The sequence below is a fragment of the Pseudomonas sp. Bout1 genome (assembly GCF_034314165.1).
Taxonomy (GTDB): Bacteria; Pseudomonadota; Gammaproteobacteria; order Pseudomonadales; family Pseudomonadaceae; genus Aquipseudomonas.
In genome coordinates this window covers 976083-994676 of record NZ_JAVIWK010000001.1, presented here as the reverse complement: position 1 = coordinate 994676, position 18594 = coordinate 976083, and the positions used below count along the sequence as shown (strand labels likewise).

The window sequence follows — 18594 nt, the reverse complement described above, 5'->3', positions numbered from 1 at the left end:
CGGCCAGTGCTCATGCCGCGGCCCCGCGCAGCAGATCGTCCTGGCTCAGGTCAAACCGCCCCAGCACCTTGACCTTGGACGAACTGCCCAATTCGGCAAACGACAGCACCGGTACGTGGTTGAACTCTTCCAGCAACAAGGTGCGCAAAGGGCTACGCAGGTCTTGCGCCACCAGCAGCACGCTTTTGCTTTTGGCGCGCACGGCAAAGGCCTGCTTGAGCAAGCTCACCAGCGCCGCGCTGTTGTCATTGTCGAGGGAAAAGAACACCCCGGTCTGGGTTTGGCGCAGCGCCTCACGCAGGATATTTTCGGTAGACGGTGACAACAGCCAGGCATGCAAGCCATCGGCTTCGCTGTACTGGTGCAGGATCTGCGATTTGAGGGCGATGCGCGCATAGTCGGCCAGCGCGTCCGGCTCGCGCTCATGTTGGCCATACTCGATCAGCGACTCGACAATCAACCGCACAGCCCGAAGCGGCACCCCTTCACTGGCCAGGCGCTGCAACACCGCCGAAAAGCGCGAAAGCGGCATGATGCGCTGCAGTTCCTGAACCAGTTCCGGTTGGTTGAACTCCAGCCAACTGAGGATCGACTTGCTCTCCTGGATGCCGAGAAACTGCGGCCCGCTGAGCATCATCGCCCGCGTCATGCGCTCGATGATCAAGTCATGGGCGGTATAGCGTTCAAGCTGCGCATCGTCGAGCAACGGGTCGTCGGCTGCCAACCATACCCAGTCCTGCTCGTCTCGCTCGGCCAGCCCCTGGCTTCCCTCTTGAGGTTCGACGCGCAGCGCCGCCAACTCAACCGCCATGCGGTCACCCAGGGTGGCCTTGATCATCGGCACTTCGTGTACGCAAAAGCGCAACTCATCGTCAGCCAGGAGGGGGGTGAACTCCACCTCGAACGGCGGCAACGTCAGGCCAATCTGCGTCACCAGGCCATTTCGGGCCTGGCGAATCCCATGCACCAACGCCCCCAACTGCTCGGTGTTTCGCAGGTGCGGCGGGAACTGCAACAGGTACGGTCGGGACGGATCAAACCCGCGCAGGTCCACCTCACCGTTTTCTTCCGGCGCAACGGTATCAGCCCCTGCCTCGGCCGGCGCTTCCAGCTTTTGACGCTGACGCATCAGGTAATAACCCAGGGAACCCGTCATCAGCGATATGAGGATAAAGACCACTGTCGGCATTCCCGGAAGCGCCGCGAAAGCGAGCATGCCGATGGAGGCGATCACCCAGCTCTTGGGTTCACTGGTCATTTGCCGGGCGATTTCAGCGCCCATGTTATTGGCCCCTTTGTTCCGCCCGGACGGCGCGACACGGGTAATGATCATGCCGGCCGTCAGGGAGATCAGCAGCGCAGGAATTTGCGCAATCAGGCCATCGCCAATCGTCAGTACCGAATACAACGCCATGGAGTCGCTGGCGCTCATGCCATGCTGGAACATGCCGGTGCTGAACCCGCCCAACAAGTTGATCACCACGATAATCAACCCGGCCACGGCGTCGCCCTTGACGAACTTCATGGCCCCGTCCATCGCCCCAAACAGCTGGCTCTCGCGGGACAACTGCTCGCGTTTGTCGCGTGCTTGCTCGCCATCGATCAGGCCGGCACGCAAGTCACTGTCGATCGACATTTGCTTGCCGGGCATCGCATCCAGGCTGAAGCGCGCCGCCACTTCGGCGACACGCTCCGAGCCCTTGGTAATCACCAGGAAGTTGACGATGGTCAGGATCATGAAGATCACCAGGCCCACCGCCAGGTTGCCCCCCACCACAAAATTGCCGAAGGCCTCGACGATGTCGCCGGCGTCTTGCTCCAGCAGGATCAGGCGCGTGGTCGCAATCGACAACGCCAGGCGAAACATGGTGGTCAACAGCAGGATCGACGGAAACGAGGAAAACGCCAGCGGCCCTGGCAGGTACAGCGCCAGCACGATCAACAGGCACGAAATGCAAATGTTGACGGCAATCAGGATATCCACCAGCCAGGTCGGCAACGGCACGATAAAGATAAACACGATGCCCAGGATCACGACCGCGCCCAGCACCTCGGCACGTTGCGCAACCTTGAGCAGCAGCGTATTGATTGCCCGTAACGCACTCATGCGCGGTTTCTCGGCCACGCCTCGACATGCAGGGTGCCCCGCTCAACGACCGCGTAGTCGTCCATCACCAGCACAAAATTGTGCAACGCTTCATGACGCCCCTTGCTGTCGCGCCACAAAACCAGGGGCAAACTCTGGAGCACGGGATACAGGGCATTGAGCGAAACCAACTGGGCGGTTGAAGCCACGCCACCCAGTTCGCCGGCCAGGCGCAGAACCTCGTCACACCCGATGCCTGTGCTCGCGTACCCAAGAACGCGTTGCAGCAACGCCACGGCGTCCCGATCAATGCAGGGGTGCACGGCGGCCAGCCGATCGATCACCCCATGGCAACCGGACAACACGCTGCCCAGGTGGCCGCAACTGCGCAATCCCAGCAGCAAGGTGCGCAATTGGGCAGTGGGCAGCGAAGGGCTATAGGCGGCAATGTCATCGGCCAAGGCCCGGCGCATCAGCTTCAACCCGTGGCCAAATTCCTCGCCACCGAATAACCCCAACAGCGCCTGCATCATGCTGGCCAGCGATTGCCGGGAGACCACACTGGCGTAATACACATTGCGTACCGCCTGCCGCAAGTTGGGGTCATCACTGCTCGCCTGCAAGGCCAGCGCAATGTTCAAGCCCGCCTGGATTTGCGGCTTGAAGCGAATCTCCAACCGCGCCAGGGCATCGCGGGCCAGGGCCGCCTCATGGGTGCGCGCTTCGGTTTGCGCCTGCTCTGCCACCTGCTTGAGCACGACAAATGTGCGGGCCGGGTCGTTTCCTGTCAGGTCCAGCAACTTCTCGACGCTGGGCGTGAGCAACAGTTGAACCCTGACGTTACGCGCGATCGTCGCCAACGTGGCTTGAGCCGGATGGCCCAACTGTTCATAGAGTTGGGTGAGTTGCTCCAACGGCGTCACACGCGTGCCCAGCAGGCGTCGGCCCAAACCCTTGCTGTTTATTTCAACCTCCTGGCTGAACAGTGCGGCAAGGTCATCAACCCCAGCCGAACCCGGTGAATGGCCCACCGAGCGGCTCTCACTACTGGCTGGAGCAGGCTGTTCCAGGCGCTGGTTTTTTTGCACATCAATTTGGGAATCGACTTTCATGGAGAGGCCTGGACAGGAAGTTTCGTTTCCTTGTGTGGCAGGCCAACCCGGTTCAGTTCCATCTCTATCGACAACGCCCGCCACTTTGAAAAGACCGGCACAAGTTTGCAGCCATTAAATGCAGGTTCTTGCAAAAAATACCGCACGCCTAAAATATTTATTTATATATATCAACCAGATACGTGATTTTTTCGTTTGGCACAGCCAGTGCTAAGAGGGTTCCCGTCGAAACCATTTCGATCGTGTCTACCCTGAGGAAAAATTCATGGATATCCCTATCGATGTTCAAGTTCACCTTACGCCCGACCCGCACCGCTCCATCCAAGGCCTGTCGGAAGACCACCAAAAAAAACTCCGGCGGTTCATTCATAAACGCGTACTGAACCCGGAAGATGCAGACGATCTTCTGCAACTGACCTACCTGGAGGCCTGGCGCAACAGGGACCGCTTCAATGGCCAAGCGACACTCAGCACCTGGATGTGCGGGATTGCCCAGAACCTGATCCGCAATCACTTCCGGCGGCTGTATGCCAAGCCGGTGCATTGCGAATTCGATGAGGCGCTGTGGCATGGGCAGGAGGAAACCAACAACCTGGACTGGGAGTTCGAGGTCAACCGCAGGCTCGAAAGAACCTTGCTGGCCATCAAGCATTTGCCGGTGGAAATGCGCAAAACGCTGTACGCCTCACTGGAGACTGACGGCAGCTATCAAGACACTGCCGACGTGCTGGCCATTCCCATCGGCACCGTTCGCTCACGCTTATCCCGTGCGCGCGAACAACTCAAGCGGGCTACCTGCAACCCACTACAGCCGTAAATCGGGGCACCGGCGCAACGCCGATACCCTTTGCAGGAGCAACTGATTTACCCGTTTGACGCAAGCGTTGGGCAGCAAGGATATCTGCCCGACTCGATTGACCTGACATCAGGCCTTTTTGTTGCGCGGCAACAGAATCGCCAACACCCCGAACAGCGGCAGGAACGAGCACAGCGTGTACACGTACTCGATGCCGTGGATGTCTGCCAGGTGGCCCAGCAGCGCTGCGCCAATCCCGCCAAACCCGAACATCAAACCGAAGAACACCCCGGCGATCATCCCCACATTGCCCGGCACCAGTTCTTGCGCATACACCACAATCGCCGAGAACGCCGAGGCCAGGATAAAGCCGATCACCACGCTCAGGATGCTGGTCCAGAAGAGGTCCACATGGGGCAGCAGCAAGGTGAACGGCGCCACGCCGAGGATCGAAAACCAGATCACTGCCTTACGGCCGATCTTGTCGCCAATCGGCCCGCCAAAGAACGTACCCGCCGCCACTGCGCCCAGGAACAGGAACAGGTGCAGCTGGGAACTGGCCACCGACAGGTCGAACTTCTCGATCAGGTAGAAGGTGAAGTAACTGGTGAAACTGGCCATGTAGAAGTACTTGGAAAACACCAGCAGCCCCAGCACCACCAGCGCACTCAGCACCCGGCGCCTGGACAGGCCATGAGTGGCCGCCTGGCCCTGCTTGAGCTTGAACAGGTTCAAGTGGTGCGCGTACCAGCGGCTGATCGCGTACAGCACAAACAATGCAAACACCGCGAACAGACCGAACCAGGCCACATTGCCCTGGCCGAACGGAATAATGATGGCCGCCGCCAGCAACGGGCCGAAGGCCGAGCCGGCATTGCCGCCCACCTGGAAGGTCGACTGTGCCAGGCCATACCGCCCGCCCGACGCCAGGCGCGCCACGCGGGACGCTTCCGGGTGGAAGGTTGACGAGCCGACACCAATCAGCCCCGCTGCCAACAGGATCAACGGGAAGCTGCCCACCTGGGACATCATCAAGATGCCCACCAGGGTGCAGACCATTCCGCAGGGCAACAGGTACGGCTTGGGATGGCGGTCGGTGTAATAACCCACCCACGGTTGCAGCAGGGACGCGGTGAGCTGGAACGTGAGGGTGATCAGGCCGACCTGAGTGAACGTGAGGCCGTAATTGGCCTTGAGCATCGGGTAGATCGAGGGCAGAACCGACTGGATCAAGTCATTGATCAAATGCGCCAGCGCCACCGCGCCGATCACACGCATCACCAACGGGCTGGTTTGCCCGGCGGCAGGCGTCGTAGCCACGGAGGGCTGGGAATTGCTCAGAGCCATGGGAGGTTTTCCGTACAGCAGATGGATGCACAGGTGCAGGTGCGACAATGTGCCACTTTTGGGTGCAGGAAGGCTATCCCGTTAGCAGGCTAACGAGTAGATGAATCGATGCAGCGGTCATGGTTTGTAAAGGGCCAGCAAGATGAATCCCTTTAATTTGCGGGACGTTTCCTAGAGAATCTTTCGGCCTTGTGCCTGGGGGAGTCGGTGGCTAGTCTTCGGTCCGTCGCTGGTTTTCAGTGATCGGGTTTAGCAGCCTGAACTCAATAGGCACACGTTTTACGGCTCCGTTTTATGGTGGCTGTGCGTGGGGCACCTTCGGGTGCGCCGGTTTTCCTATTGACTGGTCTGCTAACCCGCGTACAGCCGCCACCCTACGTTTAGCAGCGAAGGTGGCAGCTTCTTCAGATCAATAGGAGCTACACCATGTTCAAGATCGTCCCCGATCCACCCCGTGACCAGGCCAAAGACCGCGCCGCCTTCACCCGAGCGCTCGACCACTACCTGCCGACCGACCCGCCGCAACCGTCGACCAGCTTCTACGCCATCAGCGACGACATCAGCTTCGAAGACTCCCTGCTCTACACCGCCGACCTGCTGCACAGCGCCTCGGCCACCGCGCTTGATTGCGGCGAACACCTGCAAAGCCCCGAGCGTGCGAAAGTCCTCGCCGTGTGGCACCTGCTGGAAATCGCCAAGGCCATGGTGGACCGCTCGATAGAGTGCCTGCACCCGCGCAAAACCTGACGCTTAACCCCGAACAAATGTAGGAGCCGGCTTGGCGGCGATAGCATCACCTCGGTGTCAGGGATACACCGCGGTGCCTGTATCGCCGGCAAGCCAGCTCCTACAGAAGATTTTTGTGAGGCCGGGACCTGCGCAAACCCCAACCGCTCGTCACCAAACCCGGTGTTTCCCGTTAAACAGTTGATAGCGTAGATAAATTTTCAAAAAAGCGCTTGACGCATTCCCGTTCTCCGCGAATAATGCGCGCCACTTGGCTACATAGCTCAGTTGGTTAGAGCATAGCATTCATAATGCTGGGGTCCGGGGTTCAAGTCCCTGTGTAGCCACCAAGTACTAAAAACGGCTTACCGAAAGGTAGGCCGTTTTTTTATGCCTGCAGAAAAGTCCACGGCCCTGTTGCCCTGGCGAAGTCAGTGTTTATGCCGATGATGTACATCGGGAAAATGCGCATGACTATGCTGAACCGGTGCGTGCTGATGCACATGACTATGTGGCTCGGTACCGTCCCACTCAACGCCATGCACATGCTGGTGGTGCTCATCGTGTGTATGGCGATGACCGTGTGTGAGGGGTTCGTGCTGATGCTCGTGAGCATGGTTTTCCATCAAATGAAACCACACCCCGATGGCCATCAAGGCGGCAGCGAGCAAGAACATCAGCGAGACCGATTCACCGAGCAGCAGGATCGAGATGACCGCGCCAAGGAAGGGAGCGGTGGAAAAGTAGGCGCCGGTGCGCGCGCTGCCAAGCCCGCGCAGAGCGAGCACAAACAGCACCAGACTCACGCCATACCCAAGCAACCCAACCACCATGATCGACCCCAGCGTGGCCAAGCCTGGCAGTTGCGAGCCGATGGCCAACGCCAAACAGCAATTGACCACCCCCGCCGCCAAGCCTTTGCTGCCGGCGATAAAAAGCGCATCTGAGGCAGAGACCTTACGGGTCAGGTTATTGTCGATGGCCCAACACAAGCAGGCGAAAGCCACGCCCAGCGGTCCCGTCCAATCATGAGCCGTCGCTGTACCTTGCGGCCATGACAAAACGATCCCGCCCAGAACAATAGCGATCATGCCGATAACAATCCGGCGATCTGCGTTCTCTTTAAACACGACCCACGCCAGCACGGCCGTGAGCACTGATTCCAGATTGAGCATCAGCGATGCGGTGGCGCCCGCTGTGCGGGTGAGCCCGTACATGAGCGCCACAGGCCCAAGCATGCCCCCAAAGACGATGGCGCCGATCAGCCAGGGCCACTCCCCTGCTGCAAGCCCGGGCCGTTTCCAGCCGTGGTCGCGCGCAAACCGAACGATGGCCAGGCCCAGGCCGCTGCCCAGATAGAGCAGCCCTGCCAACAGGATGGGCGGCGTACCCACCCCCAGGAGCTTGGCGAGCGGAGTACTGGCGCCGAACAATGCCGCCGCCGCCAACGCGTAGAGAACGCTCACATTCATAATGGGTCGCCCTGTCAGGGTTATTGCATAAGGACGAGCATCATAGCTGTGCCCGGGCAGGAATAATGTGAACGCTGCCTGTCTGTGGGGCTGAAGCACCAGGATAGCCCGGCTGGCGACCGCCTTCTGAAATCACGGCAGGCGGTCAACCCGGCAGATCACTAAAACCAATCAGCCATTCATCGCCGCCGGCTCATGCCGCACCTCGGCCCCAATCCCCATGAACCTGCGCACCCGCTCCCCCGCGGCGTCTTGCCGTATCACCTGCGGCGCCGCATCCAGTTGCACCTTGCCGTCCTCCATGAAAATCACCCGGTCCGAAATCGACATGGCGAAGTCCATTTCATGGGTGACGATAACCATGGTCATCCCCTCGTTCGCCAGATTGCGGATCACACCGAGCACCTCGCCCACCAGCTCCGGGTCCAGCGCCGAGGTGGGCTCGTCGAACAACATGATGTCCGGCTCCATCGCCAGCGCCCGGGCGATAGCCACGCGTTGTTGCTGGCCACCGGAGATCTGGTGCGGGTATTTGCCGGCGTGGGCCAGCAGGCCGACCTTGTCCAGCAACTGGTACGCGCGCTGTTCACTCAGGCGCTTTTGACTGCCGTGGTAACGCTGGGCCAGGGTGATGTTGTCGAGGATGTTGCGGTGAGGGAACAGGTTGAAGTTCTGGAACACCATGCCGATGCGCCGCACGCCCCGGCGGATTTGCGCGTTGTTGGGCTTGTCATGCGGCTCGATAAAGCCTTCGCCGAAGAGCAGGATATTGCCTTGGTCGATGGCCTCAAGGCCATTAATGGTGCGGATCAGCGAGGTCTTGCCCGAGCCTGAAGGCCCGATGATGGAGATCACTTCGCCGGACTTCACCTGCAGGTCGATACCCTTGAGCACCTGATGCTCGCCGTAGCATTTGTGAATGTTGTTCAACTGCAATGCCGGGGTCGCCGCTGGCTGCGCATTACGCACCACCGGCACTTGCGCGTCGAGGGTTTTGCGCAGTGCGGCGGTGGCGGTTTCGTTGAGGCTTTGCGGCTTGCGCTTGCTCAGGTCCAGGTAGTTTTCCAGCCACTGCAACAGTTGGCCGAACACCGTGACGATCAGCACGTAGTAAACCGCGACGGCCAGCAGGGTTTCCATCACCAGGAAGTTTTGCGCATACAGCCGCTGGCCAACGGTGAGGATTTCCGTGAGGGAGATCACCGAGATCAGCGAGGTCAGTTTGACCACCGTGATGTATTCGTTGATCAGGGTCGGCAGCGCAATGCGAAAGGCCTGGGGAATCACGATCAGCCGCTCGATGCCCACAGTGCCGATGCCCAGGGCGCGGCCGGCTTCTTTCTGGCCCTTGAGCACCGAGATCAGCCCACCGCGATGGATCTCGGCCATGTAGGCCGACTCGGTCACCACCAGCGCGATCAGCCCGGAGTAGAACGGGTTTTGCAGCAACGAGCCGCTGGCCGGGAACATCTGCGGTGCGTTGTAGACGAACACCACCAGCACCAGCAGCGGCACGCTGCGAAAGAACCAGATATACACCGCCGCCGGCGCACTGAGCAGGCGGTTTTTCGAGAGTTTGGCCGAGGCCAGGAAAAACCCCAGCACCATGCCGATGAACCAGCTCAAGGCGCTGAGTTCGATCACCACCAGGCAGGCGTCCCAGAAGGCCCGCATGGAAAACAGCGAGACGAAATACGACCAGTCAAATTGCATAAGAAACTCCCATCGCCGCCCGCATGGGGCGGCATCGCCCTAAAGGAAAGTCAGTCCGGGATCGCGTCGAGGTTGTATTTCTTGAGGATCGCCGCGTACTCGCCACTGGCTTTGCTCTGGGCCAGGGCTTCGGTCAGGGCTTTGAAGGTCGCGTCATTGCCTTTTTTCACGTAGATACCGAGGGTCTGCGGGTAGATCAACGTGTCGGAGGTGATCATCACCCGCCCGCCGGTGCGTTTTACGATCATCTCGGCGGCGCCGCCGATTTCCACTTGGGCTTCGATGTTGCGCGACATCAGGGCCTGGGTGACTTCCGGGGAGTTGGGGTATTGGTTGACCGTGATCGCGCCCTTGTTGTTGGGCAGGCAGTAATCGCTGGAGAGCTGCAGGAATTTCGCAACCCAGGCGCTGCCTTGCAGCAGGCCGATTTTGTGGCCGCAGAGGTCTTGCGGCGTCTTGGCATTCAGCTCACTGCCTTTGGGCGCCAAAATCGACGCACCCGCCTGGGCATACGGGAGGGTTTGGGCCTGGAGTTGGCGCTCGGGGGTGATATAGATCCCGGAAATCACCGCGTCGTAGTGCCCGGCATTGAGGCCCATGATCAGGTTGGGAAACTTGGTGTCCAGCAGCTGGGTTTTCAGGCCCAGGTGCGCGGCCATGGCGGTGATCAGCTCCGGGTCGGAGCCGACGACTTTGTCGCCATCGTAGGACTCGAACGGCGGGTAGGTGATTTCCATGCCGATTTTCAGCACACCGGGCGTGGCGGTGACGTCGGCCTGGCTCTGGCCGATGCACAGCAGGGACGCAGTGAACAGGGCGGCGCGGGTGATACCGGAGGTTTTGGCGAACATAGGTAAGGCCTCGATCTTATTGTTGTTGGATGAAACGCTCGGTGCTGCGGTGGATTACTCGTCGTCCCTGGCCGGAATCCACCACTCTTCGCCGCGTACGGTGCTGATGTATTCCGGCCAGCGGAAGCGGTGCGGCACCTGGAAGTCTTGCGGCAACAGCGGCGCCTGCCACTGTGTGCCGCCGATGCCGCCGCCGGTGCGTTCGTTGAATTCGCGCTGGGCGGCGTGCAGCAGGTCGGGTTGGGTGAACAGGTCGATCAAGGAGGTGGCAATGGTTTTGGCGGCGACGCTGATCATTGGGTCGATGGTTTGGCGAATGCCACCCAAGGCATTGGAGACCCAGTCCGGGTAGGTGTAGCCGGGCGGCGCCGAGAGCATCGGGCGCGCTACGTACAGGCGTACGGTCGGGCAATGCCAGGTGTATTCGGGGTAGTCATCGGAGGTCAGGTATTTTTGCCAGGCCGGCATTTGCAGGCGCAGTTGGCGCTCACACTCGCGGGGCTCCATCAGCGCTTCGGTGGCTGGCAAAAAGGGTTTTTCCATCGGGTCGAGGTTGAGGTTGGCCTGGATTTGCTGGGCGATGGCGATGGCTTCAGCGTCCCAGGTCGGGGCGCCGATGGCGGCCAGGTTGTCGTAGGTGGCCTGGGCCATGACGTGGTTGGCCAGGCCACCACGGGACTTGCACACCCAGGTCTTTTTCCATTGGCAGCCGGTGGCCAGTGAGACCGCTGCGGCGTTGTTGTCCATCACCTGGGAAATGGTTTCGGCCTGCTCGATGGAGTCGCAGCGCAGCAGGTATTGCACCTGCGCAATGTGTGGCGGCAAGTTATCGGCAGTGGCCTGGCCGGCGGTGAGGATGGCTTCGTTGAAACTCCACAACCCGGTGAACGGCAGCGTCGAGCGGCGCAGGCTTTCGTTCAAGGTGTAGAAGTGCACCAACGCATCGTTGGCACCGGGCGCCCGGGCGGCGAGGTGATTTTGCGGGATCGGGCTGTACTTGTCGGCGGCGATCCAGTTCTGCGGCTCTTCGCAGGTAAAGGTGTAGATGTAGGAATAGGCGATGCCGCAGTGGGTGTCCCAGGTGGTGGTGTTGTTCAGCGGCAGCATGTAGGTGGGGTGGAAACTGATGGCGGCGTCGAGGTCATCGTAGTAACCCTTGGCGGCGTGTACCGGTTTCGAGGCGCGGAGTTTTTCCGCTGGTTCGCCGAAGAACTTGATGGTGCCCTGAATACCGAATTCGAGCATCGCCGCCTTGGCTGCCAGTGCACCGCCGAGGGCGCTGATGCCGAGTGCCGAATGCGGGTCGGTGTGGCCCGGGGCGAATTTGGACAAGCCGTCGCGAGGCATTTTTTTGGTGGCCGCGGCCTGGCAATTGCCGGGCACCGCGTCGTATTCGGCGTAGGTGGCGAGCACTGGGCCGTCGCCTTGGGTGAAGGTGGCGCAGAACGCGGTAGGCATGCCGCCGCTGCCCTCTTCCACGGTGAAGCCTTCCTTGCGCAGCAGCTCGACGTACCAGGCGCACGACTTGTACTCCCGAAAGGCCGGCTCGGCGAAGTGCCAGATGGTCTGGTGCCAGTCGGACAGTTGCTGACGGTTGGTGTCGATCCAGTCCAGCACAAATTGTTTGTGTTGCAGCATTGCGGCTACCTCGGCTTTTTTATTTTTAGTGGTCGGGACGGTCACGCCGGTGTCTCGTTTCGCCTTAGTATTGGTGAAGGGAAATAAACAACAATCGAAAAAAACCGGCGGTTATTGGGTAAATAGTTTTGCCTGTTACCCGCACCGCCGATGCCTTTAGACTCCAGAAAAAAACCGGAGCATAAGCCATGCGATTCCCCTCGATGACGGCGTTGCGCGCCTTTGATGCCGTGTCGCGGCTGGGCAGCGTCACCGCGGCGGCCGTGGAGCTGAACCTGACCCGCAGCGCTATCAGCCACCGCATTAACACTCTGGAGGAAGGCCTCGGTTACGCGCTGACCGAGCGTACCGGGCGAGGCATCAAGCTCACCTACGAAGGTGAGCGTTATGCCCGGGAGGTGCACAAGATTCTGGCCAGCACCCAGGAGGCCGGGCGACGTTCCGATGACGACCAGTTCACCGGGCCGTTGTGTGTCAGTTGCAACCCGGGGTTCGCCACGTATTGGCTGTGCCTGCACATCGGCTCGTTCCTCAAGCAATTCCCCAAGGTGCGCCTGAAGATCATCTCGCCGCGTTCCGTCGAAGACACCAGCGACACCGGCGCCGACGTGTTCATCGCTTATGGCGTGGGTGACTGGCCCAACCAGGTGACACGCCAGGTGGTGGGCCTGCACTACTTCCCGGTGTGCAGCCCGCGCTTGATCAATGGCAGCCCGGGCCTCAAAACGCCCCAGGACCTTGCGGCCTACCCGCTGCTGCACATGAATGACTATTCGGACTGGCGCACCTGGCTCGGGGCGGTGGGCGCCACCGGCATCGATGTCACTGCCGGCGTGCTGTTCACCGATGCCCACTGTGCGATTTCCGCGTGCATTGCCGGCCAGGGCGTGTCGATCGGCGACAACCTGCTGGCCGGTGATGCGCTGACACGAGGGTTGCTGGTGCGGCCGTTTGAGCTGTCGATTCATTCCAATCGCGGCTATTACCTGGTGGCCGACCCGCTGAAGGCCGAACGGCCGGTGGTGAAGGCGTTCAGTGAGTGGCTGACGCGACAGGTGTATGCGACCACGCCGAACATGAGCGGGATTTTTGCACCGGAGCCGGATGCGGGGGGTTAGCTCCCTGTTCCCTCGTGAGCCAGGGGCAATCTCGACGAGTGATTTTCAGGCCGTGGGGCGCTGTGCATCAAACCCCTTGCCGCACAAAACACTGCTCCACCACCGACTTGCCCCACTGCTGCCCTTCCTGTTCCGACTCCAGCACAAAACCTGCGTCTTCATAGAGCTTGCGCGCCACATCCAGGCCCTTGAACGTCCACAGCCGCGCCGCCGCAAACCGGTGCTCATCACAGAAACCCAGCGCCTCTTTCAGCAGCCGTTTACCCAAGCCCTGGCCGTGAGCCGACGGGTCCAGGATGAAACAGCGCAAGATCGCCTCGCCGTTTTCGCCCTCGCCATCAATGGCGATCGAACCGACGATCTGTGCCCCCTCCAGCACCACCCACACCTCGTTGCGCGGGTTGGCCAGGCGCCCCATCAACTCAGCCATGTCTGCCGCCACCAGGCTTTCAAACGGCTGGCCAAAATTGGCGTGTTTGGCGTAGTACTCGGCGTGCATCTGCACGATGCGCCCAATAACGCCAGGCCGGTAGCCACGGGCAATGCGGTAGTGCCGGGGTTGCCGGGCGCCAGTGCGCTGGGTTTGCAGGGCCCCGGCGTATTGATCCAGCCCACGGCTGACGGCCTGTTGCTGTTCGCTGGACAAGTCGCCAATCGCCGCCCCCACCTGGCGCCGGGCAAACGTTTCGATGTCGCCAAGCGTGTGCTGACCTTGAGCAGTGAGCCGCAGCTTTTTCGAGCGGGCATCGTTCTCGTTGGCAAACTCTTCCAGCTCGCCCGCCTCAATCAGCTTGCGCACCATGCGGCTTACCGACGACTTTTCAAGCCCCAGCAAGGTGACCAGTTCAGCCGCCGTCAGTGAGCCGCGCTCGCCAATTTCGACAATCGTGTGCACCGATGACGGCGGATAACTGCTGGAGGCCAATTTCGGCTGCATGAAGCCCAGCTCTCGCACCATAAGGCGCGAGGCACAACGGATCTGGTCGATAAGGTCTGGCATGGAACGGTTCACGAGAAACCTCTTGCCCGAATGAGGAGAGACATAGTTGTACTGAACAACCAAATACAGATCAATCTCCCCTCTCCCAAAGCACTGAGTTACATTCCCTACACGGACAACAGATCATTCTCAAATGAACGGAGTCATCGCGTGCTTTCGATTTTCCACCGTCAACGCCTTACCACCCTCTCGCTGATTACCGCCGCCCTCACCCTCGCCGCCTGCCACAGCGCCACCGCGCCCGAACTGCCACCCGCCCCGGAACTCGGCTCGGGTTATCGCACCGACATGAGCCCCCGCCACGCCGAGCGCCATATGGCCGCCGCTGCCAACCCGCTGGCCGCCGAAGCCGGGCGCGAAATATTGCGCAAGGGCGGCTCGGCCATCGATGCGGCGATTGCCATGCAGGCCGTGCTGACCCTGGTAGAGCCGCAGTCTTCCGGGATCGGCGGTGGCGCATTCATCATGCTGTGGGACGGCAAACAGGTGCACGCCTACGACGGTCGCGAAACCGCACCGGCGGGCGCCACCGAGCGGTTGTTCCTCAACGCCGATGGCACGCCGATGTCGTTCCCGCAGGCACAGATTGGCGGGCGTTCGGTGGCCACCCCGGGGGTGTTGCGCGCCCTGGAAATGGCCCATAAAAAGACCGGCCACCTGCAATGGGCGACGCTGTTCGAGCCCGCCATTCGCCTAGCCGAGCAGGGTTTCCCGATCTCCGCGCGCCTGCACAGCCTGATCGCCGCCGACCGCCATATGAGCCGCTCGCCGGAAATGACCGCGTACTTTCTGAACGCCGACGGCAGCCCCAAGGCTACCGGCACGCCGCTGAAAAACCCGGCGCTGGCCAACGTGTTCAAGCGCATCGCCAAAGAAGGCCCGGACGCGCTGTACTACGGCCCGATTGCCGAAGAAATCACCCGCAAGGTGCAAGGCAACAGCAACGCCGGCAGCCTGACGTTGACCGACCTCAAGGGCTACAGCGCGGTTGAGCGGGCGCCGTTGTGCACCGACTACAAGCGCTGGAAAGTCTGTGGCATGCCACCGCCGTCGTCGGGCGGGATTGCCATCGCGCAGATCCTCGGTACGTTGCAGGCCCTGGAGGCTCGCGACCCGCGTATGACGCTGGCGCTGTTGAAGCCGGTGAAGAACGACTCCCCGGCAGGCCTGGAGCCAGTCCCCGAGGCCGTGCACGTGATCGCCGAGGCCGAGCGCCTGGCCTATGCCGACCGCGCCCAGTACGTGGCGGATTCTGACTACGTACCGGTGCCGGTGGCCGGGCTGGTCGCTCCCGATTACCTGGCCGCCCGTGCGGCGTTGGTGGGTGAGCGCAGCATGGGCGTCGCCAAGCCGGGCAAGCCTGCGGGAATTGAAGTGGCCTACGCGCCGGATCGCTCGCCGCTGCGCATTTCCACATCCCAAGTAGTGGCGGTGGATGACGTGGGTGGCGCGGTGTCGATGACGACCACGGTGGAATCCGCGTTCGGTTCGCATGTGATGGTTCAGGGTTTCTTGCTGAATAACCAGATGACGGATTTCTCCTTCATCCCCGACGAAAATGGCCAGCCCGTAGCCAACCGGATCGAGCCGGGCAAACGCCCGCGGTCATCGATGGCACCGACTCTGGTGTTTGATCGCCAGAGCGGCGAGCTGGTGGCCACGGTGGGTTCGCCGGGCGGTTCGCAGATCATCGAATATGTGAGCAAATCCCTGGTGGCCATGCTCGACTGGAACCTCGACCCGCAAGCCGCCGTGGGCCTGCCCAACTTCGGCAGCCGCAATGGGCCTACCGAGCTGGAAGCCGGGTTGTTCAGTGCGCAGTTGAAACAGGCGCTGAAGGACAAGGGCCACGCCCTGAGCGAAATCGACATGACCAGCGGCGCCCAGGCGATCGTGCGGGTGCGTGATGCGCAGGGCAAGGCGTCGTTGATCGGCGGGGCTGACCCACGGCGTGAAGGCGAAGCGCTGGGAGATTGAATTGACTCACTGGAGAGCTGCGCGTGCACAAGGCAAATAACCTCGGCGCCCTGGTTGGCGTCGACCATGGGTTCTGTTCGATTGACGATCCCTTGCGGCCGGACGAGGTGTTCATCTGCAAGCAGGTACACAGCGCCACGACCATTGAATGGAACGCGCAGCTTACGCCCAACACGGTGGAGGCTGACGGGGTTTCCAGCCGGGATGTGCAGCCGATTGCGGTGATAACCGCCGATTGCCTGCCGTTGCTGATGGCCTCGGAAAACGGGGATCTCGTCGCGGCGATTCATGGCGGCTGGAAGGGGCTGCAAGGCGGGATCATCGCCAATGCCATGCAACGGTTTACCCGCGAGGGTGTGGCGTTGAATCAATTGCGGATTGCGATTGGGCCGTCGATCAAGCCGTGTTGTTATGAGGTGAGTGGCGAGTTTGTCGCGCAGTTGCAGGCGAGCCAGGGGCATTTGTGGCGGGACGCAAATGCGCCTTGGACGTTTGAACAGCCGGGGCCTTTGTTGACACCGCAGATTCAGCCGCCCTTGCCGAGGCAGGCGTTAAGTGCATGGTTTGACTTGAGCCGGTATGCGCTGATCTTGCTGGAGGCGGCGGGGATAAAGCGTGAGCAGGTTGAGGTGAGCGAGGTGTGTACGTATTGCACCTCGACGGCGTTTGCGAGTTATCGCCGAAGGACCCATGACACTGCGGAGCGCAAGACGTTGTTGTATTCGTGGATTTCCAGGACTGCGCAAATCTAGTGTGGGAGCTGGCTTGCCTGCGATGACGGAGTGCCAGTCAATATTTTATTCACTGATCCACCGCTATCGCAGGCAAGCCAGCTCCCACATTTGATCTTTAGCGGCTGATCTTCAACCCCTTGCGCCCCGCATGCCGCTCCAGCGCCAGCTCGATCAACCGGCTCACCAGCTCGCTGTAGCTCATGCCTGCCGCCTGCCACAGCTTGGGGTACATGCTGATGCGGGTGAACCCCGGCAACGAGTTGATCTCGTTGATCAGCACCTCACCCTCGTCTGTCAGAAACACATCCACCCGCGCCAACCCGGCGCAGCCCAGGGTTTCAAACGCTTCAATGGCTAACGCACGAATGCGCTCGCTGTCTTCAGCACTGATGTCCGCCGGCACCACCACTTGGGCCGCCTGGTCATCGATGTATTTGCTGTCGTAGGAATAAAACCCGTCTTGCACCACGATCTCGCCGCAACCACTGGCGATGGGGTTCTCGTTGCCCAACACGGCGCATTCGATTTCCCGGCCTTTTACCGCCGACTCCACCAGCACCTTTTCATCAAACCCGAGGGCCAGCTCAACGGCCGCGTGGTATTCAGCCTCGCTGCCTACCTTGCTCACGCCCACGGATGAACCCTGGTTCGCCGGCTTCACGAACATCGGCAATCCGAGTTTCTGTTGGGCTTGTTCGAAGGTGGTACGCGCCGCATTGCGACGTGTGAGGGTAATGAACGGCGTTACCGCAATCCCGGCATCACGCAGCAGGCGCTTGCTGATGTCCTTGTCCATGCACACCGCCGAACCCAGCACGTCAGAGCCGACAAACGGCAAATCGGCCATGCGTAGCAAGCCTTGCAGGCAGCCGTCTTCGCCGAGGGTGCCGTGCACGATCGGGAAGATCACGTCGACGTGTTCCAGCGTGGCCTGGCCGGCGGCTTCCACCAGTTGCTGGCTGGCCTTGCCCGGCACTACGGCCAGTTCACGGTTGGATTGGTTGAGGGCGATCAGTGCCGGGTTTTCTTCGTTGAGCAAAAAGCCCGAGGTGTCGTTGAGGTGCCAGTGGCCGGCCTTGTCGATACCGATCAGGATCGGCTCGAAGCGCGAAAGGTCCAGTGCATCGACAATGTTGCGCGCCGATTGCAGCGACACTTCGTGCTCGGCCGAACGGCCACCAAAAATAATCCCTACCCGCAGCTTGCTCATGACCGGCCTCACATTTGAAAGTAAGGCTTCTTACCATGAGCCGTCAGCGATTCGCTACCAGCGTGGCCCCGAACAGCACATAACAGCCACCGGCAAACCGGTCCAGCCACTTGCGCGAGCGACTGTAGACGGCGGCCATCCGTTCGCTGGAAAACACCAGCGCCACGCAGGAATACCAACTGAATGACAGGGTTGCCATGGTGATCACGGCCAGGGTCAGCAGCATCGGCGACGGTGACTGCGGCATGGTGGACGCAAAGATCGTCGCGACGAACAACGCCGCCTTGGGGTTGGACAGGTTGCCCAGCAACCCCAGACGCCAGGCAGAGAACAATGAGCGGCGGGGTTCGTCGGGCAACAGGTTCTGGGCCATGGCCGGAGCCGAGCGCCGGAACAGTTTCAACCCCAGGTAAATCAGGTAGCAGCCGCCGATAATCTTGAACGCCAGGTACAACATCGGCGCCGCCGTGAACAACGACTTGATCCCCAGCCCTCCCGCCAGGCCCCAGATCACCGTACCGGTGGCCACGCCCGAGGACGCCACAACGCCATGGCGGCGCGAGCAACTGGCCGCCAGTTGCGCGGTGTTGAAGAAGTTTGGTCCTGGCGTGACGACCGCGACGGTCCACAACAAGGCCAGCGACAGCAACGGCGCGGCGTAGGCCGGGTTGAACAATTCCATATCAGGCTCTGCCAGGACAATGATCGAATCAGGATCATAGGCCCGGCACACGCTGCGCACAATCGTACAAGACCCCGGCAGACAGCGGATTCAGACTGGGTTAACGTACTTCCACCCCTTTGCGCGACAACT

15 protein-coding genes and 1 tRNA gene are annotated in these 18594 nt (G+C 61.0%); 6 read left to right on the top strand and 10 right to left on the bottom strand.

Annotation, left to right across the window (positions count from 1 at the left end; genetic code table 11):
* Positions 1-10: 10 nt before the first annotated feature.
* Both sctV and sctW read right to left on the bottom strand, forming a co-directional pair.
* A complete protein-coding gene (gene sctV / locus RGV33_RS04340; RefSeq protein ID WP_322143224.1) occupies positions 11-2107 on the bottom strand; it encodes a type III secretion system export apparatus subunit SctV in 2097 nt (698 codons plus the stop codon).
* On the bottom strand, positions 2104-3198 hold the full coding sequence (gene sctW / locus RGV33_RS04335; protein WP_322143223.1) for a type III secretion system gatekeeper subunit SctW: 1095 nt from the start codon (positions 3196-3198) through the stop codon (positions 2104-2106). Before sctW ends, sctV begins: the two co-directional genes overlap by 4 nt.
* Before the next feature lie 265 nt (positions 3199-3463).
* Here sctW and RGV33_RS04330 point away from each other — a divergent pair, with 265 nt between their 5' ends.
* On the top strand, positions 3464-4015 hold the full coding sequence (locus RGV33_RS04330) for an RNA polymerase sigma factor (RefSeq protein ID WP_322143222.1): 552 nt from the start codon (positions 3464-3466) through the stop codon (positions 4013-4015).
* Positions 4016-4123: 108 nt separating this feature from the next.
* Here the strand turns inward: RGV33_RS04330 and RGV33_RS04325 are convergent, their stop codons facing one another.
* A complete protein-coding gene (locus RGV33_RS04325) occupies positions 4124-5341 on the bottom strand; it encodes an MFS transporter (protein ID WP_322143221.1) in 1218 nt (405 codons plus the stop codon).
* Between the two features lie 426 nt (positions 5342-5767).
* Here RGV33_RS04325 and RGV33_RS04320 point away from each other — a divergent pair, with 426 nt between their 5' ends.
* The gene (locus tag RGV33_RS04320) at positions 5768-6088 is read left to right on the top strand and encodes a DUF6124 family protein (protein ID WP_322143220.1); all 321 of its coding nucleotides are present in this window, start codon (positions 5768-5770) and stop codon (positions 6086-6088) included.
* Between the two features lie 252 nt (positions 6089-6340).
* Positions 6341-6417 (top strand) — tRNA-Met (locus RGV33_RS04315).
* 81 nt (positions 6418-6498) lie between these two features.
* On the opposite strand, the gene RGV33_RS04310 is transcribed toward RGV33_RS04315, so the two are convergent.
* The 4 genes from RGV33_RS04310 to RGV33_RS04295 form a co-directional block, all read right to left on the bottom strand.
* Positions 6499-7539 (bottom strand): EamA family transporter, encoded by a 1041-nt coding sequence (locus RGV33_RS04310; protein ID WP_322143219.1) that lies wholly within the window; start codon positions 7537-7539, stop codon positions 6499-6501.
* Positions 7540-7710: 171 nt separating this feature from the next.
* Positions 7711-9252 carry an amino acid ABC transporter permease/ATP-binding protein gene (locus tag RGV33_RS04305; RefSeq protein ID WP_322143218.1) on the bottom strand — a complete coding sequence of 514 codons (1542 nt, stop codon included), beginning with the start codon at positions 9250-9252 and terminating at the stop codon, positions 7711-7713.
* A gap of 50 nt (positions 9253-9302) precedes the next feature.
* A complete protein-coding gene (locus RGV33_RS04300) occupies positions 9303-10103 on the bottom strand; it encodes a transporter substrate-binding domain-containing protein (RefSeq protein WP_322143217.1) in 801 nt (266 codons plus the stop codon).
* 54 nt (positions 10104-10157) lie between these two features.
* Positions 10158-11741 (bottom strand): amidohydrolase, encoded by a 1584-nt coding sequence (locus RGV33_RS04295; protein ID WP_322143216.1) that lies wholly within the window; start codon positions 11739-11741, stop codon positions 10158-10160.
* A gap of 188 nt (positions 11742-11929) precedes the next feature.
* On the opposite strand from RGV33_RS04295, the gene RGV33_RS04290 reads away from it, so the two are divergent.
* Positions 11930-12859, top strand: a complete 930-nt coding sequence (locus RGV33_RS04290; RefSeq protein WP_322143215.1) for a LysR substrate-binding domain-containing protein — start codon at positions 11930-11932, stop codon at positions 12857-12859.
* Positions 12860-12926: 67 nt separating this feature from the next.
* Here RGV33_RS04290 and RGV33_RS04285 read toward each other — a convergent pair whose 3' ends face one another.
* Complete coding sequence (locus tag RGV33_RS04285; RefSeq protein WP_416152106.1) at positions 12927-13817, bottom strand: bifunctional helix-turn-helix transcriptional regulator/GNAT family N-acetyltransferase; 891 nt, start codon at positions 13815-13817, stop codon at positions 12927-12929.
* A 192-nt stretch (positions 13818-14009) separates the two neighbouring features.
* Here RGV33_RS04285 and ggt point away from each other — a divergent pair, with 192 nt between their 5' ends.
* Entirely contained in the window at positions 14010-15836 is a 1827-nt protein-coding gene (gene ggt / locus RGV33_RS04280) for a gamma-glutamyltransferase (protein WP_322143214.1), read from the top strand.
* Between the two features lie 23 nt (positions 15837-15859).
* A complete protein-coding gene (locus RGV33_RS04275) occupies positions 15860-16588 on the top strand; it encodes a polyphenol oxidase family protein (RefSeq protein ID WP_322143213.1) in 729 nt (242 codons plus the stop codon).
* Between the two features lie 97 nt (positions 16589-16685).
* Here the strand turns inward: RGV33_RS04275 and ddlA are convergent, their stop codons facing one another.
* Entirely contained in the window at positions 16686-17780 is a 1095-nt protein-coding gene (ddlA, locus tag RGV33_RS04270) for a D-alanine--D-alanine ligase (protein WP_322143212.1), read from the bottom strand.
* A gap of 43 nt (positions 17781-17823) precedes the next feature.
* Complete coding sequence (locus RGV33_RS04265) at positions 17824-18462, bottom strand: LysE family transporter (protein WP_322143211.1); 639 nt, start codon at positions 18460-18462, stop codon at positions 17824-17826.
* Positions 18463-18594: the final 132 nt, after the last annotated feature.

Excerpts from the sequence above, each read along its gene's own strand:
- sctV (WP_322143224.1), bottom strand. The coding sequence starts at position 2,107 with ATGAGTGCGTTACGGGCAATCAATACGCTGCTGCTCAAGGTTGCGCAA.
- sctW (WP_322143223.1), bottom strand. The coding sequence starts at position 3,198 with ATGAAAGTCGATTCCCAAATTGATGTGCAAAAAAACCAGCGCCTGGAA.
- RGV33_RS04330 (WP_322143222.1), top strand. The coding sequence starts at position 3,464 with ATGGATATCCCTATCGATGTTCAAGTTCACCTTACGCCCGACCCGCAC.
- RGV33_RS04325 (WP_322143221.1), bottom strand. The coding sequence starts at position 5,341 with ATGGCTCTGAGCAATTCCCAGCCCTCCGTGGCTACGACGCCTGCCGCC.
- RGV33_RS04320 (WP_322143220.1), top strand. The coding sequence starts at position 5,768 with ATGTTCAAGATCGTCCCCGATCCACCCCGTGACCAGGCCAAAGACCGC.
- RGV33_RS04310 (WP_322143219.1), bottom strand. The coding sequence starts at position 7,539 with ATGAATGTGAGCGTTCTCTACGCGTTGGCGGCGGCGGCATTGTTCGGC.
- RGV33_RS04305 (WP_322143218.1), bottom strand. The coding sequence starts at position 9,252 with ATGCAATTTGACTGGTCGTATTTCGTCTCGCTGTTTTCCATGCGGGCC.
- RGV33_RS04300 (WP_322143217.1), bottom strand. The coding sequence starts at position 10,103 with ATGTTCGCCAAAACCTCCGGTATCACCCGCGCCGCCCTGTTCACTGCG.
- RGV33_RS04295 (WP_322143216.1), bottom strand. The coding sequence starts at position 11,741 with ATGCTGCAACACAAACAATTTGTGCTGGACTGGATCGACACCAACCGT.
- RGV33_RS04290 (WP_322143215.1), top strand. The coding sequence starts at position 11,930 with ATGCGATTCCCCTCGATGACGGCGTTGCGCGCCTTTGATGCCGTGTCG.
- RGV33_RS04285 (WP_416152106.1), bottom strand. The coding sequence starts at position 13,817 with ATGGTGCGAGAGCTGGGCTTCATGCAGCCGAAATTGGCCTCCAGCAGT.
- ddlA (WP_322143212.1), bottom strand. The coding sequence starts at position 17,780 with ATGAGCAAGCTGCGGGTAGGGATTATTTTTGGTGGCCGTTCGGCCGAG.
- RGV33_RS04265 (WP_322143211.1), bottom strand. The coding sequence starts at position 18,462 with ATGGAATTGTTCAACCCGGCCTACGCCGCGCCGTTGCTGTCGCTGGCC.